Source organism: Leptospira bandrabouensis (genome assembly GCF_004770905.1).
In the GTDB taxonomy this organism is placed as follows: Bacteria; Spirochaetota; Leptospiria; order Leptospirales; family Leptospiraceae; genus Leptospira_A; species Leptospira_A bandrabouensis.
The window spans coordinates 76,873-94,581 of the sequence record NZ_RQHT01000001.1; the positions used below are offsets into that span (position 1 = coordinate 76,873).

Sequence of the window (17,709 nt, forward strand, 5' to 3'; positions counted from 1 at the left end):
GAACGAAAAGGAGAATTACTGACCAGGAACGGCTGGCACTTCTTTTTTCTTTTTATCCTTAGAAAGTAATCCCTTTAGTTTTTCTTGGGTCTCTGGATCTTGGAGTTTTTCTTTTCCCATTTGGATCGCTTTTTGGCCTTCTTCCGAATTGGCTTTTTCAATGATTTTACTCATTAAACCTGGTTCATCCGTTGATCCCTCTTTGGACTCTGCACTCGCACAACTAAGCGAAAACAGTAGAATGATAGCAATTAAGATGGTTTGGTGTTTCATTTTCATTTTTTCCATAACAGGAGGACTTTAAGTACAAAAAATCAATTCGTCAATGGAAAAACAAAATCGTTTGTAGAAAACAAGGCAGTCTCTAAAACCATTCCTGGATCAACATTACAAACAAATGCCAAAGGATCATTCATGAATCAAAAATCGATGGATCAGGATACAGCACAATTAGAGGCTTTAGGACTGAGGTCCGAGTTTGACCGCAGTATGAGTTTTTGGGAAAATTTTTCCTTGGGATTCACTTATCTTTCACCGGTTGTGGGTGTGTATTCCGTATTTGCCCTAGCCATCCAAGCCGGTGGACCTCCCATGATTTGGAACTACCTTCTCGTTGGTTTTGGCCAATTTTTAGTTTGTTTGGTATTTGGTGAAATTGTTTCCCAGTATCCTATCTCGGGTGGGATTTATCCGTGGTCCCTTCGTTTGGTGGGAGAACGTTGGGCTTGGATGTCGGCTTGGGTGTATGCCTGGGCATTATTTACAACTGTGGCTGCGGTAAGTGTGGGTGGAGCACCATTTCTAAGCCAACTGATCGGAATCGAATTTGGGAATTCTGGATTTATTTGGATCGCCATTCTGATGATTCTTATATCTACAATTTTAAATTTAAGTGGAACAAGACTCCTTGCTCAAGTTGCATTCTTTGGATTTTTATGTGAACTGATTGGTGCAGTTGTTGTTGGTGGTTATTTATTATTTTTTGCAAAGGTAAATTCAGTGTCTATCCTTTGGAATACTTTTTCTTTTGGCGAAGGTGTGAATTATTTTCCAGCTTTCCTTGCTTCCTCTGTGGCAGCTATGTTTTGTTATTATGGATTTGAAGCTTGTGGTGATGTTGCCGAAGAGACACCAAATGCAGGTTCTGCGATTCCAAAGTCCATGCGAATGACAATCTATATTGGCGGTGGTGCCGCCACCTTTGTATGTTTAGCACTCTTACTTGCCGTTCCTAATATTGATAAAGCCATTTCAGGGGAGGATAGTGATCCTGTCACCACTACCCTCGTTTCTGCAATGGGAATGACTGGTTATCGTATAGTCATTATAGTTGTAATGATTTCTTTTTTGTCTTGTTTACTCAGTCTGCAAGCCGCCGCTAGTCGCCTTTTGTTTTCTTTTGCAAGGGACGGAATGATTTTTGGAAGCAAATACTTAAATCATCTTTCCAAAGCAAACAAAGTTCCAGTAAATGCTCTCGTGATCACAGGGCTTATCCCTATTTTAATTGCAAGTATGGGTCATTGGTTACAAGATGCAGTCACTACCATCATTAGTTTTGCTTCTGCTGGAATTTATATTGCCTTCCAAATGGTAGTCATTGCTGCCTTATATGCCCGGTATCAAGGTTGGAAACCATCTGGTTCCTTTACATTAGGGAAACTCGGTGTTTGGATCAATGTTTTGGCTTTGTTTTACGGAGTAACAGCAGTTGCTAATATGGTTTGGCCTAGAACTCCCGAAGAACCCTGGTATATCAATTACGGAATGATTTTTACAACTTTCATAGTAATCTCTACGGGGATGTTGTATCTATTAATCAAAAAACCTCATTTACAGAGGAAAATTTCTTAAACATAACTTTTATAAAGTTCCAATTTGATTTGGGAAAGAACCTATTCTCTTTCCCAAACTAAGAACTCACCACAGGCAATTTCTTCCTTTAAAACAATACGGAATCCAGCCAAAAAACTTCCACCAAACCCATGAAATGTGATTAGTTTTGTTCCTGAATTTAATTGGTAGAGTTTCCTTTTTAGGATTTCTAAATCTTTTAAAAACTGATTTGCCGATTTAATTTTCGTAGAATCGATAGAATGACTTCCCTTCATAGTTTCATACAAAGGATTAAAACAGTAATAATGAGAGTGACCATAAGGAAATTCATCTAAAAAATTTATATTTTTGAAATTCACTTCTGGTGTATTCCAAAGTGCTTTCAATGACAGAGACAAATCCACTAACTCTTCTCTATCTTCTAATCCCAAAATATTTATAGATCGATTTGCTAATATTGAAAGGTAAATACAAAACTTACCAACTCCCGAACCTAAATCCACAAGAGAAGTAACTTCTTTTTCTAAGGAAAGATATTTCCAAGTCCTTTCAATGACAGGAATGGGAGTCCATTGGAATGAAGATAGTGACTGGAATTTTTTCGGAAGATAAGAATCCCAAAGTTCATCTGTCATTGGAACCCCTACGTCCATTTTCTTTCCTTTGTAAAAAAATTGGTTTCTCATTTTATTCCATTATGTTAAAACTTTGGTTTATGGACCAAAAGATACAGTATTTGAACCAAATGATCGAAATCATCGATAATAAAGTTACGATTTTTAAGAAAAACAAGTCCAAATTGCCGCAAGCTGCCTATACTGCAGAAAAACAAGTCCTCACACGCACCATCCAAGATACGATCCAACTTGCAGAAGAAATAAAACCAGTTCCTTTCTCTCTCATTAATGATTTGAAAACTCTAATCAAACAATTATAATTTTTAACAAACCTCATAAACCGAGTTTGTATGAATCCAAACGATTGTTACCAAGTACCTGTGGTTGTGGGAGCAGGAATTTCCGCAGCCACCGTAAGCATGTTACATCCAGATGTGGTAGTTTTTGATAAAGGTAAATTTCCTGGAGGAAGGTTATCAAGCAAATTTATAAATGATATTTCTCCCTTTGATTTTGGGGCCACCATGTTTTCAGACAAAATGAAAATTAGTTGGTTGGGACAAGAAACAAATTATTCTATTTCTGAAATTTGGAAATCAAACTCAGTCCGTATACCAATCAAGCCAATCTATGATGATACTCATTTTTATCCAGAACAAGGTATGGTTCACCTAGTCACTTCCATGTTAGGTGATAAAAAATCTATTCAGAGCCATACTTTAAAGAATATAAAATTGACAGAGGATAAAACCTGGCATTTAAAATTTTTAATTTCCCCCGATAAACATATAAAATCAATATTCGCAAAAAACATCATCTTAACACTTCCCATACCCCAAATTCTAGAAATTTTTCAAAATTCCGAAAATAATCAAAATCTCAAACGTTGGTGTGATTTTTTAGAAAATTACAATGACTATCGTAAAACTTTAGTTAGTTATTTTTATTGGAACAATTGGAAACCAAACTGGAAAGAAATTTTATTGGACCCGCTTGCTCCCATTCCCATTACAACGACACTGAATCGAGGAGAGAATTGGGAGTATCAAAGTTGGGAAAGTATCAAGTATCCTAACCAAATTCAAACTGACTCTGGTCTCCTTGTACAATTTGGAGCTATTTTTTCTGAAACTCATTTTGAGGATTGGATGGATCGGAAAAAAAATCCAACACCTAAATCCAAAGAGATACTGGTGCAAGGATTAAAAAACTTTTTTGGTGCACCGGAACCGAATCTAATTTGGTTACATAGATGGAAATATGCACAAGCACAGATCCCTCTATTAGGAAAAGAAGGATCGCTTGATCTGGACTCAGAAAAATTTGAAGAATGGAAAAAACTCTGCAAAGAAACAGGAATCACCATTCTCGGAGATTGGCTTTTTGGAGCCAAAATAGAAAGGATCGTCGGAGGAATTTCCTTTTTATCTCACAACAACTTACTATATTAGTATATCAAATTATTCTTTTGCGAGTAATTCTCTAAACTGATTCACACGTCTCCGATTGGCAAAGATATCCCATAACCCTAGTATGGATTGTGACCTGATTTGAGCTTCTTGTTTATCTTCCGGGAAGTAAATCTCCACCCGATCTGGAAACCTAAATACTTTTGTGAAAAAAATCACACGAATGTATTCCCCTTCTTTTTCTTCACTGATCCAAATGTTTTCTGATTCATGGAAATATTTGGAGATTCTCTCATAGGCGACTTGCCTTGAAGTTGTATAAGTGATGGGGTCAATTTTATGTATGAAATTGTACTGCATACTCTGGCTAGAAACACAGTTAGGTGATGGCGGGCACCCTCTCAATTCCCCATCTGTCACTCCAGAGAGTGGACTAAGAACACTCATACAACAAATAAAAAAAACGGATAAGGCAGCTTCCATACTTCCTAAATTTAAAAACATAGGAATTTTTACTTGCAGAATTTCTAAAAATTCTTATTTTAAATCGCTCATGAAACGAATTCAAAAGTATTTATTTTCTGCTTTGATGATTAGTATCATTTTACTTTTCATTGCATCTTATTATTTTTCTAGTTTGGTTCTTTATCCAACAGTAAAATGTAACTTGGAACACCATGTTTATTGTAATGGGCCATCGGAATTAGGGTTAGAGTTCCAAGAAGTGGAAATTAAAACCGAGGACAAACTTAACCTTGTTAGTTACTGGATTCCAACGAAAAATGCAAAAGCCACCATCCTCCTTGTGCATGGGCATGGAGGTCAAAGAAACGAAGGCCTTAGGTTTGCCAAAAGTTTACACAATGCAGGATACAATTTACTACTACTGAGTTTACGGAGAAATCATGGCGGTTTTGCCTCAATGGGATTTCATGAACAAAAAGATGTGGAGGCTGCCCTTTCTTTCCTAAAAACAAACGGATACAATAAGATAGGTATTTTTGGATTTTCTATGGGATCTGCCACAAGTATCATCGCCATGGCAGACCATCCAGAAATTCAAGCAGGCATTTTTAGTAGTGGTTATGGAAGTGCGATTGATGTATTAGTTGAATCTGCCAATCGAGATTTCGGAATCCCCTATTATCCACTCATTCCTTTGGTAAAACTGGCGTTAAACTTTCGTGGGGATATGGACATAGATTCCGTAAGGCCCATTGATAAAATTGCATCCATTAGTCCAAGACCGATAATCATCTTTCACTGCACCAAAGATGATTACGTGGATTACCATCACGCTTTAGATTTATTTGCAAAAGCTGGTGAACCAAAATCTCTCTGGTCTCCTGAATGTAATCGGCACGAACGACTTTGGAATTTTGCACCTAAAGTAGCGGAATCTAGAGCGGTGGGATTTTTTCAAAAGTATTTACGATAAAACTTTATGAGAAAGATAATTGCCGCAATCAATATGACACTGGATGGATTTTGTGACCATACATCAGGGATCGCTGACAAGGAAATACATCAGGGATCGCTGACAAGGAAATACATCAACATTATGCTGACCTGCTACGAACTGCTGATGCCGCATTGTATGGAAGGATCACTTACCAGCTTATGGAGTATTGGCGAACTGTTCTCGAAAAACCAACAGACGATCCAGAGATGAATGACTTTGCCATCGCCATAGATGGAACTCCGAAAATTGTTTTTTCCCGGACACTAAAAAACCTAGATTGGAAAAGTGCAAAATTAGCAACGAGAGATCTAAACTCAGAAGTTTTAGAACTGAAACAACAAGTAGGTAAAAACGTTTTTGTCTGCAGTCCAAGTTTGATTTTAGCTTTGACAAAAGCAAAGCTTATAGACGAATTCCAACTTTGTGTGCATCCAATCATCGCAGGAAGTGGTTTAGTTTTATTTGAAGATATTAAAGAAAAAATAAACTTACATTTAACAGATACCAAAAGGTTTGGCTGTGGTGCAGTCATTCTATATTACAAACCGAAACACCTAGGGTAAACGGACTTACTATCTTGAGGTTGAATAGTTTAGAGCGAGGTAACTCCGAAACCGTACTACAAGTTAGGGCTTAATTCGGCGCCTCCTTTCCTGAGTCGGCTTATCTGAATCACTTCTCCCTATGGGTTGCAAGCGAATCGGCTTAAAAAAACTGTTCTGTGTCGATTTAATTGTATAATGATTGTTCTGCGATTGATTGGGATTTTGCTCGAAGGCCTACTAGGTCTATAGCACACACTAACCCAATTAGAAGCTCCCTCAAACCCCGCAAAAATAAACCCTTCAAGAACTACACAAACCCCCTCAAAGCTTCACCTGAACTCGACAAAATCTATGCTACAAAAACCCTAACGATCCTCTCAAAGCTATTCCCCAAAACTTGTGGCTGTGATAACCCTAATTTAGTTTTCCACAAATTCAAAAACAGACCTACAATGGCAAGATGTAGTAACTGTTATAAACAAGTCAGCATAACAGCTAACACCCCTTTAGATAGATTCAAACTACCCCTATCCTATTTTTCATATATCCTAGAAAATCAAATTCTAAGTTACCCTAAGTCTTACACTTCTAGCGAGATTTCCAGAAAGTTAAATTTACCGTATAAGTCTAGTTATAGACTCAAAAGACGAATTCAAATCTTTTGTTCGCTACTTAATGATAAACTAAGGGAACAAATGTATCGGGAACTAGATGAACATTATAAGAAAAATCCAATCACACTTCCAAAGGAAGGAAGTTATAAAGAAATAGCTAAGGAAAACCCTGTTTGCGTAGCAGATTCAGTGATTTTGTTCAGTTCAAGTTTGAGAGCAAACTCATTCAGATCCAGAAGATATAATACAGGCGTTAGTTCAATATACCTTTCTAATTCAGTCAAGAATGGGGAACAGAAAGGAATCCTTTGTCATACTACTGGAGTCGTCGGCAAGTGGACATTTTACACAAGTTTACCATTAGCGAATAGTTATTACCTTCAAAAAGATTTAGAAGAAAAATTTCCTAAGTCTTCAATACTTTGGACTGACCAAGGTTATGAATTCCTTTGGGACTATAAAAATCATAAATCAGTAAATCACTCTAAGCGAAGTAATGACCCACGATGGAATATGTCAAGGGAAAGATGGATCACTAAGCAAGGGGTAACTAGCAATTCAGCAGAGGCGAAGAACGCACTTATTAAGGGAAGCTTTAAGGCTTACCAATATATAACTCCACGCCTCTCAAAATTGTATATGGATGAGTTCTCTTTTCTTTCTAACGTGAGGTTTGCAGAACACTTGAGAGAGCTTCTAATTGGGTCTAGTGTGTTTGAAGGAGATAAGTTTTATTCACCATACATAATAACAAAAAAATTTCAAATTTCGGATTTCATCTATGTTCCTTTAACTTTAGAAGAACGAACTAAACTTAAAAATAGAAAACTTATAAACCAATACAAAGAGGAAGACGTATCAAAATATAACAAAGATTATAGATCGGCAATACTCCAGAACGATTATTACTGGAAATTTTTCAATGAAAAAGATAGAATGAAAAATGAGGTAGAATATAACCATAGAGCATTTAAGATCTATAATACAATAGAAACAAGGAAATGGTGTGATGTGGATTTAATATCCAGGGAACTAGAACTAGATAAACGTGAGGTTTTATTTATTATTAGAAAATGGAATGAATATGGCATAGCCGAAATCATTGAGAGAAAGGAGCGATACAGGAAGGTAATGAAATTTAAAGTTAAAAACGTAAAACTGTATTATCTATTATATTCAAATTTTATGGAGCAAAAACTAAATGGAAAAATTTAAACTAAGAGCTGGTCACATTCGCACCTTATTACAGGAACAGAAATTTAGATGTTACATTTCAGGTTTGGAATTAACCTATGATAACATTGAAATAGAACATATTATTCCCCTAACTATGGGTGGCAATCATTGCCTAGAAAATCTCTGCCTTGTGGATCGTTCGCTTAAAGAATTGAAACGATTCAAAACCAAAGAAGAAATTATTGAACTTTGTAAAGTTATTTTAGCGAATGAATTACAACTATCATATCATTAAATCAATCATAGTTAATCTAGAGAATAGAGTATTAACTCATGAACTGGAGGAAATCTACGTTTCCCCTAATTCTTGGCGTAAATCTGCTTATAGGTTATGTAGAAAGAATTTTGAAAAACAGGAACGGACACGGATGTCATATAAGTATTTCAAAATCAAAAACAATTGCTATTTCAATGAAGCTGAAAAAGGAAAGTGGAACCGAAAAATTAGTACGCTGGTTTCTACTAATATGGCTCTAGCAAATGATGAAGATAGAATTCATAAGATAATTCTAAAACTGGAGAGGAAAAGAATTGAGACATCCAGCAAAGTTCCAGAGCCAATACCCCTTTCGAGGCTCGTTGAAAATTTCAACCGACGTAAAACCGATGTTACCCGTGATGAATGGGACATTCCAATTTTACACCTAGTAAAAAAATGTAATTGGAGAAATTTTTAACCCAACTTCCCAGAATGTGTGGTATGTCGCCTTATGTCGCTCTGTTAGTGGTTGACAGTCCCGTTAGGTGAGATATAATTTAGGTTTTTAAGAGGTATCTATGAAAAATGAGTTTTTGGCATTCGAACTAGAGGAATCAGATTTTACTGACAATTATATTCACGGAGATATAATAGAAAATGTTGAAGACCCCATTTTAGGAAATTTAAACATCAGAGTCATAGAAATAAGCAGAATTAGAAACGTTTCATTTAGGAAGCGGTTACAAGATAAATTTGAAGGAACTTCTCAAATAGTCATGGCCTATGATGACACCAATAAGTTAGTTTATGCTTTATTTCCAGATAAAAAATTTTTACTAACATCAACTAAAGAAAACCATATCCCTTTCAAAAAGTATTTAGAATCAATAAGTAAAAACTTATTGGTATAAAATGAATTTTAAAGAATTAAAAAAAGAAATACATTTACTAAAATTAAATAGAGAGTCTCACCTCTTCAATCTAATTGAGGAAGGACGGCTCCAGTCTTATTGCGGGCTACATTCCGTCCCCAACTACTCTCCGAAGAATTTAAAAAACATCTTCTATAATCCGATTGAACTTAACGATTATATACTAAACAAACGTCCAACTAACTTCTGTGATATTTGCCGAATCAAATTTAACCGACTCACATAAAAAATTTTCAAACCCGAATTAATTATTCACTCCATAGAAGAAATCGTAGTGGTGACAGAATCGCCACAATTGAATTTTACCAAATTCTTAAATTAAAAAGTCGAACCTCAAAAATAAATTGATAACTCAAAACTGAGTGACCACTATGACAAAAGGACAGGTCGGATTATGTCAAATCCGTCTCCAGGAGATATAAGGAAAGGTTATGAAGATGTTCAAAAAATAAGAAAGGAGGCTCATCATGAAGCCTAAAAAAATTAAAACAAAGGGGACTAGCCGAAAGCGTGTTAGTCAAAAATCGGGTATTTCTACTAAGGGAAAACCCGTAGATTGGATACTAGTATTCAGGATAATTTCTGATTTCTGGAAGATTGGTATCTGGATTAAAGAGACAGTAGAACGGATAAAACAGGGAGATCTGGACATCCCCCTGTAAAACTTCCATTTCATTTTCCACTGGAGAGCGTAAAAAACTCTCCGTTTTTTCTATATACTGAATTATTTTTATTTATTATTTTATGTCAAGTATTTTTGTCCCAGGTTTTGTCTGCCAACTTACCCGAAAAGGGTCTCTTCTCTATTGTGGTCTACCTCTATAGTCTCGTCTGGTGCGAACTGATAAAGTAAATCAGTTATGTCTTTCGGATTAGTTACCTTCGGGTCTAGCCATGCGTCTTGGAAATGGTCTGGCATAACTACAGGTTGGCGGTGTTTGTTGTCCCCGCTATTGTGGATTGTCTTCATTTTCTCGTTAGCTACCTGAGTAAGAATCGTAATCCATCTTTGTCCGTCCTCCTCTCCCCATATCCCAGCGAAGAAAGTATTAGGATTTTTGAACGTGATTTCGAACTTATGCTTCTTGCCCGTCTTCTGTGCCTGCCACTCTACGAACGAATGAACGGGAACTAGTATCCTGTTCTTTGTAAACTTCCCCCAAAAAGGAGAGGCTATTAGTTTTTCAGACTTAGTATTCGTTAGAAGGTCTGGACACCATGAGGGTTTTGTTCCCCAGTGATCCGTCGATGATATGACAGACTCTCCTACTAACTGGAACGATTGAACCTGAGATTTCGGATATTTGAATTCAAAAACTTGACCAGACTGTTTTAAAATTTCATCAATTGTCTCCTTGGGAAGATGGTTGAACCAGGGTTCTTTCGGCTCATTCGCAAGAAACAATCTCCACGATAACAGGTTACACATAGGGAAGAATTTTAAACTATCCGAGTATCTACGTCAATTCCAAATCTCTACTGAATTGTTCCCACTCCATAGCCTCAAACCCTGATTCAGTGTAACCCTGTATCCAATCATTAAGAACAGATTCCCAAAATTCTCCAATCTCTATAGGCATAAAAAAACCTCTCATGGAACATTCTCCAGAGAGGTCATTTACTCGTCAATAATGTTTAACACCCGTTATTTGTTATTTTCCCTTGACACTTTTTCTATAAGACGCTTAAATTCATTTCGTTCTTTCACGTAATCCTTATATTCCAAATATATCATACAACCAAAGACCACTACTAAGATTAACAACCACACTATCCCAAACATAATTTTTTACCTTGTTCGATATATGCAGAATCATATAAGGCTTGTTTTCCTATTCTTGTAATGTGAAGTTCTTCTACTTTGTTCCCTGATATTCTACAGGCTCTTTCTTTCGAAACTTCTACCCATTCGTTCGCTAAAAATACGTTGGCGATAATTCCAGATATCGTACATAACTCTACATTAAGAGCCTTAGAGATTTCTTTCCTTGTCATAGATTCTTCTTCTAAAAGATCGAGAATCTTGATTTCTAATTCTGAAAGATCTTTTGAGTAAAACTCATTGAAGGCAGTAGCTTTAGTTTTGTTCTTTGGTGGTCTGTTATATTTTGTGACAGCATTCAATACGTGAACTTCATTGAAGTTTGTTTTGTTGTTTCGGTTATACTTAATTATCTCTCTTAAGATAATTGCGTTAAGGGACTCTAGATGTGATTCATCCAAAGTTTGTTTTGTTTTAGTGTCCATAATAGGCTCCATTTAATTTTAGTTAAATGGCAATTTACCTTAGCCTATCCTCTATGAGAGTTTTACCTCTCTAGTTCAAATCCTTATATAGTTAGTAGCTCTCTAAAATTTAAATTTCTCTATTTCAAAAAAATTACCAACATTTCGCCTAAATCGCCGAATAATTTATGAAAGTCGGTTAGTATCGGAAGGTTTTGCCGACAATATAATAGGGAATGAGTAATTTTTTAAAAAAATACTCAAAATAGAGCAAGGGAAGTCTGTCCCCACTGTTTCGGTTGTCCGTTTAATTCGCTGTGGACTCCTGAACGTGAGGTTTTTTCCTCAAAATCAATAATTTTCAGCATTTTTTCAAAGTTTTTGGAAAAATAATATAGGAGCAAATTTATGGGTAAAAATATCAAAACCTCGTCAAAAAGGTACTTCCAAAAACAAATTCATTTAGATAAATATAGAGAATTTATGCGGGATTGGGAATGGAACGGTTTCCAAGATGATTTTGGGATAAACACATATAATCGATTATCTAGATTTGACCTTCTCAAAGCCTTGAAATGTAATTTCGACAATAAGGGAAATATCTCTAAGTATTATGCAGAATTTATAAATAATTATCCAGAATGGTTTATATGACAGGAAATTCCGTCATTGTCATTTTTTGACCGCCGTCTAAATGGTATGATTAACTATTTATACAACCAACTTTTTCGACGGGTATTTCAGGGTAAGAATAAAAACCTCTTATGGCTAAACGACAATTACAATAAAAAAGGAATTATTTCTTTAATACTCCTTCCTATGATAATGGAACATTGTATTAAAGAGTTCGAATTGTAATTATCCAACGTTCTCCTTTAACCATTGAACCATAGAGAATGATCCAGGCTCGTTTAGATGCTCATCCCGAGCGTCTACGATCTCAGCCGATTTGCGGGAAGGAACACCTTCCTTAATCATCTTCTCAAACTCCTGGAATTTCCTTCTTTCAAGGAAGCTTTCTTGGTATTTTTCTTTCATGCGTCTATCCCTCTCATAATCACTAACTTGTTTTTCTAGAAAATGTCCAAATCCATTTTGATGAGGTATTCTAACCTCTCTGTTATTATTATTAGTATGTATCTTGAATAGTTCTCTATTAAGGGAGTGCTTTTCTGTTCCAGGATTATAATCAATTATCCCTAAGGTGAATAACATATCGATATAGATATAATCTGTAGTTTTTTTATTAATTTTGGAAAGGAATTCTTTCTCAGTTAAACCATTCTTATATCTTCCAAGAAGTTTAAGCTGTTTCTTGTTTTCTAAAATGACTTTTTTGATATTCTCATCCGAAAACATTTGAATTACTTCCTCTCGATGTTCTCCCATTCTATACATCATATCAGCCTTATGTTTTTCGAAAATATAATTGGATGGTTTTTCCTTTCTCTTTTCTGCCTTCGAAACATCTAGCTCTTTAGCTTTCTCAATTTTCAAAATGAAATCATGAGTATCAGCTATAAATCTGTTATTTTCTTTTCTTAGAAATCTTAAGAAAACTAACTGATTAACTTTATCTCTTAATGAATTAGTTTTATTTTTTAAATTAGGAAATAGAGAATAGATCTGATCCATAGTCATTCCATTAGGATTAGATTGAATTAACCAGAATAGCTCGTTACCTCGTTTACCTAAAGATTTAATGTTAAGAAGTTCACTCTTAAAGAATGGAGTGGTTACCTTGTTTTTTAAGGTTACTAAGTGACTGTTGTCTTTTAATACTATAGATTCAAGATACTCAGGTTTGATTCCTTTCTTAAGTTCAAAATTATACTCATCAAGAGTTATCTCTTTCTTCTTTAATCTTAATGCTAATTCAGTTTTGAGTTCCTCATTCTTCTCTTTATTCGTAAAAACTACAGTTATTACTCCTTTATCATTCATAAGAATAAGGAGCTTCTTAATCGTAGCATGGCCTATTTTAGTTTTTGTTTTAAGTGAAAGGTTCTTAAAGGACTCAAATAATATCGTTTTAGATCCATTATTTTCAGCAATTAAACATAATGCTTGATATAACGCTCTAACAGAACTAGCCGACCTTCCGAATAATTTCTCAAAATCAATTAGGAAACTATTTTCATGAAGTATAGATAAATATCCCAAAAAGCTATTAGATTCTGGAGCTACATTATATTCTAAAGCTAGGTATTCTTCCTCAAGAGTAGGGAGGATTGAGCCATAAATCTCCTCGGAAATAGCTTTTTTTAGCTCATTTTTAAGTAGATCTAAAGGAATTGAGGAGCGAATACTTCTAACTATATAGGCTCTAATCCAATTAATTTGATGTTTAGGATTAAGTAATTTTTTTGGATCTTGAGTTATTATATTTGAGATAAACCTCTTAGGAGTTAGCGAGTATTGAACCTTCCTCTTATGATCATACTTACGTATTAGAGTCTCTGTTTGACTTGTACATTCGTTAATGTAAAGATTAAAATTCTCATTATATCTTTTGTTATCCTCAAGGAAATTGATTCTTTCAATTACCTTATCATAACAAAATTGAGTATAATGCTCATCTTGAACCTCTAAAGTTAAAGAATTAAAGTATGTATCAAGTAATGATTTGAGAGTAGGATCTTGATAATTGTCTAGATTATTTATATCAAAATCTAATGTGTTAAATGTTTTTTCCATTTTTGTAACCTTTAGGGTAACTGTCAGATTTCCCTATTTAATTAGTAGAGGTACAAAATACTGGTTTAAAAAAGCAAGTATAAAATAACCTAACAGAAGTTTGTCAATTAAAATTATGTTAATGTTTAATAACGAAAAAACAGTGTAATTTTGCTAGTTACATCGAAAATAAGTTGAAAAAATGTTTAATACATGATACTAATATAATATAAATGTTTCTTTATCATAGAAGAACCTTTTAAAAAAATTACTGTCTATAAAAACCCTCTGGATTAACCTCTAGGGGGTTTTTTGTTTCTTCACCTACAAAAAAACAGGCAAATTACGCTAGTGAATCAAGTTTGGATCTACTAAACTTCGGATTATGGAATAAGTATTTGATAACTTATACTCCAATAAGTAACTGGAAAATAGGAATCTAAGGTAACTATGGTAATAAGTTCTTTCAATATAGTCTTAAAATCTCATAGGTAAGCTCTAATTCCTTTAAATTTGTTTCATTCGGAGCTAATCGCTCCTCATTCCACCCTTTAAAATCTACTAAACTTACCTATGTATTATACATACTATATATAATAGGTAAATTTCGTAGATTAGTCAAAAACCTTTAAAAGTGAAAGGAGCGAAGCGACTGGAACGATTTAATGATTAGTTAAACCTACGAGGTAATCAAAAATTATTTTGAGGTAACTTATCTAAGCGAATTTACTCTGATTTTTATTCTTTAGGGTGGAGTGAGATCCGTAAGGATCGAGCGAATTTATGTTCAAGTTAATCAATACTTATTCCACAGCCCGAAATCCTGTAGATCCTTTCTAAATGGATTCTAGTGTGTTTTAAGGGTATTTTTTTATTCATATAGAAGTAATAAAAATCAAATTATAATCATCTACTAATAATGTATAATCCTTCCTTCTACAGCCATTGAACGAACGATTACCTTTTAAATTTTAAAACCTTATTAAAACTGGTAGGTAGTGTAAAAGCTATCTGCCATTTTTTTTGACCCTACTAATTATATACAATCGTGATACGAACGCATTTTCCTCAAAAAATGTTCCTACTCAGGTTTAAAAATACTATTGATTAAAGCCCTCTGGAAATTCAGTCATCCAGGGGGTTTTTCATTTTCGTCAATGTAAAATTTATTTTTTCTTACTGGTATATGTCTCAAACGTTGTTAGGTGGTGCTTCTAAAAGTTGTCAAGAAAAATTATTGCATTAACGAAAGTTAACTTTTTTTGATCTTACAAAATAAAAATTGATTGCAGATTCCCTAGAGAAAACTATTCTGAGTATAGAGGAACTAACCAACTGTCTACCATTGTAGATTAGATGTTCCTCGAACCAGTGAGTTAGTTTGCTGTGATCGTTAACGTAGGGATTATTCTCATGCGTAGGTCAAGACCATCCTAGGATTGGATCTAACTTAAATTTATACTATTGTAGATTAAAAAAATGTGAACGAAAGAAGAAGCCTCTGGAGTAAAATCCAGGGGTTTTTTTATGCCCTGAGAGTTCCCCCGAAATTCAAAACATTTAACACCTACTAATTAACTGTGAGTGATTCGTACCCCTTGATCGAACTCTCATAAACTACCTTAGGGCGTTATACATGACATACATTAAGAATTTTCTAAATTCAATTAATCTCATCACTTCAGACAAAAAACTTTCAATCACTACCCTTCTAATCTATATTCTAACAGCTCGAGTTACCTTTACTCATGACATTATTGATTTTCTCATTTTTGGACTAGTTCTTCTTAACTATGCTCACAAACGATATATCAATTTTAAGTCCGAACGCATTGTAACTAATAGAGAACTTATAGAATCAATAAAACAAGAGTTTGAGACATATAAAACAGAAACTTCTAAAAAGATCCAATCTATAGAACTCCAAGAATCAAAATCTTTGGAAAGAATTCGTAAACTTGAAAATTTCTAATGCCAGCTCCAAAGAAAACCAAGGAGAAGACTTCAAATCTTCCCAAGGTTAAATCTAAATCAAAACCTAAAACCAGGGGTCAAACTGTAGAAATTGAACTCCGAACCGTAGAGATAGCAAGAAAATTCGAAGAAGGCTACTCTTCAGATCAGATTATAGAGTGGATAGCTCGAACTTATAACCTCTCGGATGATAGAGCCTATAGGGAACTTACTCGAGTCTACGGCCTTTTCAAAGAGAGAACTAAAGATGAATTAGATACTCTTCATAAGAGAATCTCTACAATGTATCTCTCCCTTTACAGGAAGGCAATGGAGGATGAGAATCCAATCCTAGCACTAAAGACATTAGAACTCTATAGTAATTTCGCAACTAACAAAGATATTATTAACATTCAGGTAATCAATGATACTCAGGTAAACTTAAACCTTGAATCATTTACGGATGATGATCTAGAAAAACTTCTTACAGGTGACACTGTAAAGGCGGTTCCTAATGGCTAGGATGCTTTCGGCTTTTCAACCAAGGAATGAAAAGGGAAAATTTGAAAAGGCTCTAATAACTAAAGCTCAAATTACTAGGGAACTTTGGAAACGAGGTAATCTTAAATTCAAAATTAGAGAATATCAAATACCATTATTCGAATCATTACATACAATTGAGGCTCGTCACTCATCTAGAGTTATACTCTGTTCTAGAAGGTGGGGAAAGACTTATTCTATTATAACTTATATTGTAGAAGAATGTATTAAAAATGAAAAGTTTATCGCTCGAATTGTAGCTCCTAACCTTAAACAGCTCCGTAAAATTCTTAAACCTATCTTTAATAAGATCCTTAAAGATTGTCCTTCTGAGTTAATTCCTAAATTCAATGTCCAGGATCAAGCCTACACTTTCCCGAACGGTTCCGAGATTCATCTATATGGCTCTGATAATAACTCTCACGAATCTATAAGAGGAACAACCTCTAACCTTATTCTATTGGATGAGGCTGGTTACATAGATCAATTAGACTACGTTCTATCATCCATTATAATGCCTTCTACGTTCGATACTAACGGACAAGTAATCATATCTTCTACAAGGTCAAAGGATATTACTCATTTTTTTGAACAGCTTGTAGATAATGCAGAAGCCGACGGAACTCTACAAATCTATGATATTCATACCAGCGACTATTCGGAATCAGTTATATTTCGTTACCGTGAGGAAGCGGAAAAACTCGAAATAGGTTCTTGGGATAGAGAATATCTTTGTAAAAGAATCATAGATCAAAAACGTCATATTGTTCCTGAATTCAACGAATCTATTCACGTTAGATCTAGAACAATAGATCAATACAATCAATTCCATCATAGATACGTTATGGCTGATTTAGGATTCAGTGATTTCACCGTTTTTCTTTTTGGAACTTATGTATTTCAAGAAGCTACATTATATATCGAAGCTGAATGGGTATCTGAAAATGAAAATAACACTTTAACAACTGACATTATAGCCTCTAACGTTCAGCGAGTAGAAAAGGAAACCTTTGGAGGAATTCAACCTTACAAGCGAGTCGGTGACAATGATAACCCATTACTCTTCTCGGATCTAGGAAGGAATTACAATTACTACATTTATCCAGTAATCAAACAAACTAAAGAAGCTATGTTGAATAGACTGAAGATTATGTTTTCAGAGAATCGAATAGCAATAGATCCAAAATGTAAACTCTTAATAACAACCTTAAAATCTGCTTTATGGAATGTTAATAGAAGCGACTACCAAAGAAACAAGGTTATAGGTCACGCCGACGCTTTATCTTCTCTTATTTATGGAGCAATCTCTCTAGATACATACTCTAACCCTATTCCATTGATTCAAACTCTAGATCCAACCAAGGATTATCACATAGTTTCCAACGGTAATACTAATTATCAGAACCACTCTCGTTTCGACGCTTTAAAGAAAGCATTTGGAAGGGATGAGTAATCAGATAACAG

At 34.7% G+C, this 17,709-nt stretch carries 18 protein-coding genes; 12 read left to right on the forward strand and 6 right to left on the reverse strand.

Annotation, left to right across the window (positions count from 1 at the left end; genetic code table 11):
• Window positions 1–15: 15 nt before the first annotated feature.
• Window positions 16–273, reverse strand: coding sequence for a hypothetical protein (locus EHR07_RS00320; RefSeq protein WP_135743225.1), 258 nt, complete (start codon window positions 271–273; stop codon window positions 16–18).
• A gap of 141 nt (window positions 274–414) precedes the next feature.
• Here EHR07_RS00320 and EHR07_RS00325 point away from each other — a divergent pair, with 141 nt between their 5' ends.
• The gene (locus EHR07_RS00325) at window positions 415–1,854 is read left to right on the forward strand and encodes an APC family permease (RefSeq protein WP_135743226.1); all 1,440 of its coding nucleotides are present in this window, start codon (window positions 415–417) and stop codon (window positions 1,852–1,854) included.
• Between the two features lie 41 nt (window positions 1,855–1,895).
• Here EHR07_RS00325 and EHR07_RS00330 read toward each other — a convergent pair whose 3' ends face one another.
• On the reverse strand, window positions 1,896–2,489 hold the full coding sequence (locus EHR07_RS00330) for a methyltransferase (RefSeq protein ID WP_341867192.1): 594 nt from the start codon (window positions 2,487–2,489) through the stop codon (window positions 1,896–1,898).
• 44 nt (window positions 2,490–2,533) lie between these two features.
• Between EHR07_RS00330 and EHR07_RS00335 the strand changes: the two genes are divergently transcribed.
• Together EHR07_RS00335 and EHR07_RS00340 are read left to right on the forward strand one after the other, a co-directional pair.
• On the forward strand, window positions 2,534–2,773 hold the full coding sequence (locus EHR07_RS00335; RefSeq protein WP_135743228.1) for a hypothetical protein: 240 nt from the start codon (window positions 2,534–2,536) through the stop codon (window positions 2,771–2,773).
• Window positions 2,774–2,803: 30 nt separating this feature from the next.
• Window positions 2,804–3,904 carry an NAD(P)/FAD-dependent oxidoreductase gene (locus EHR07_RS00340; RefSeq protein ID WP_135743229.1) on the forward strand — a complete coding sequence of 367 codons (1,101 nt, stop codon included), beginning with the start codon at window positions 2,804–2,806 and terminating at the stop codon, window positions 3,902–3,904.
• A 9-nt stretch (window positions 3,905–3,913) separates the two neighbouring features.
• On the opposite strand, the gene EHR07_RS00345 is transcribed toward EHR07_RS00340, so the two are convergent.
• Window positions 3,914–4,345: a DUF1499 domain-containing protein gene (locus EHR07_RS00345; protein ID WP_135743261.1), complete on the reverse strand. Its 432-nt coding sequence runs from the start codon at window positions 4,343–4,345 to the stop codon at window positions 3,914–3,916.
• A gap of 70 nt (window positions 4,346–4,415) precedes the next feature.
• On the opposite strand from EHR07_RS00345, the gene EHR07_RS00350 reads away from it, so the two are divergent.
• The 6 genes from EHR07_RS00350 to EHR07_RS00375 all read left to right on the forward strand — a co-directional run bounded on the left by EHR07_RS00350 (window position 4,416) and on the right by EHR07_RS00375 (window position 8,829).
• Window positions 4,416–5,300: an alpha/beta hydrolase gene (locus EHR07_RS00350; RefSeq protein ID WP_135743230.1), complete on the forward strand. Its 885-nt coding sequence runs from the start codon at window positions 4,416–4,418 to the stop codon at window positions 5,298–5,300.
• 131 nt (window positions 5,301–5,431) lie between these two features.
• On the forward strand, window positions 5,432–5,887 hold the full coding sequence (locus EHR07_RS00355) for a dihydrofolate reductase family protein (RefSeq protein WP_244288893.1): 456 nt from the start codon (window positions 5,432–5,434) through the stop codon (window positions 5,885–5,887).
• A gap of 677 nt (window positions 5,888–6,564) precedes the next feature.
• The gene (locus EHR07_RS00360) at window positions 6,565–7,698 is read left to right on the forward strand and encodes a hypothetical protein (protein ID WP_135743231.1); all 1,134 of its coding nucleotides are present in this window, start codon (window positions 6,565–6,567) and stop codon (window positions 7,696–7,698) included.
• Complete coding sequence (locus tag EHR07_RS00365) at window positions 7,685–7,954, forward strand: HNH endonuclease (protein ID WP_135743232.1); 270 nt, start codon at window positions 7,685–7,687, stop codon at window positions 7,952–7,954. Before EHR07_RS00360 ends, EHR07_RS00365 begins: the two co-directional genes overlap by 14 nt.
• 133 nt (window positions 7,955–8,087) lie before the next feature.
• On the forward strand, window positions 8,088–8,396 hold the full coding sequence (locus tag EHR07_RS00370; protein WP_135743233.1) for a hypothetical protein: 309 nt from the start codon (window positions 8,088–8,090) through the stop codon (window positions 8,394–8,396).
• 100 nt (window positions 8,397–8,496) lie between these two features.
• Window positions 8,497–8,829 carry a hypothetical protein gene (locus tag EHR07_RS00375; RefSeq protein ID WP_135743234.1) on the forward strand — a complete coding sequence of 111 codons (333 nt, stop codon included), beginning with the start codon at window positions 8,497–8,499 and terminating at the stop codon, window positions 8,827–8,829.
• Window positions 8,830–9,631: 802 nt separating this feature from the next.
• On the opposite strand, the gene EHR07_RS00380 is transcribed toward EHR07_RS00375, so the two are convergent.
• From EHR07_RS00380 to EHR07_RS00390, 3 genes are all read right to left on the reverse strand, one after another.
• A complete protein-coding gene (locus EHR07_RS00380) occupies window positions 9,632–10,255 on the reverse strand; it encodes an SOS response-associated peptidase family protein (RefSeq protein WP_244288892.1) in 624 nt (207 codons plus the stop codon).
• Between the two features lie 365 nt (window positions 10,256–10,620).
• Window positions 10,621–11,097: a hypothetical protein gene (locus tag EHR07_RS00385; protein WP_135743236.1), complete on the reverse strand. Its 477-nt coding sequence runs from the start codon at window positions 11,095–11,097 to the stop codon at window positions 10,621–10,623.
• 837 nt (window positions 11,098–11,934) lie between these two features.
• Window positions 11,935–13,773 (reverse strand): hypothetical protein, encoded by a 1,839-nt coding sequence (locus tag EHR07_RS00390; protein WP_135743237.1) that lies wholly within the window; start codon window positions 13,771–13,773, stop codon window positions 11,935–11,937.
• A 1,615-nt stretch (window positions 13,774–15,388) separates the two neighbouring features.
• On the opposite strand from EHR07_RS00390, the gene EHR07_RS00395 reads away from it, so the two are divergent.
• From EHR07_RS00395 to EHR07_RS00405, 3 genes are read left to right on the forward strand one after another with little or no spacing between them, the layout of a single operon-like run.
• Complete coding sequence (locus EHR07_RS00395) at window positions 15,389–15,724, forward strand: hypothetical protein (RefSeq protein WP_135743238.1); 336 nt, start codon at window positions 15,389–15,391, stop codon at window positions 15,722–15,724.
• Window positions 15,724–16,227: a hypothetical protein gene (locus EHR07_RS00400; protein WP_135743239.1), complete on the forward strand. Its 504-nt coding sequence runs from the start codon at window positions 15,724–15,726 to the stop codon at window positions 16,225–16,227. Before EHR07_RS00395 ends, EHR07_RS00400 begins: the two co-directional genes overlap by 1 nt.
• On the forward strand, window positions 16,220–17,698 hold the full coding sequence (locus tag EHR07_RS00405; protein ID WP_135743240.1) for a terminase large subunit domain-containing protein: 1,479 nt from the start codon (window positions 16,220–16,222) through the stop codon (window positions 17,696–17,698). The genes EHR07_RS00400 and EHR07_RS00405 overlap by 8 nt, the downstream gene beginning before the upstream one ends.
• Window positions 17,699–17,709: the final 11 nt, after the last annotated feature.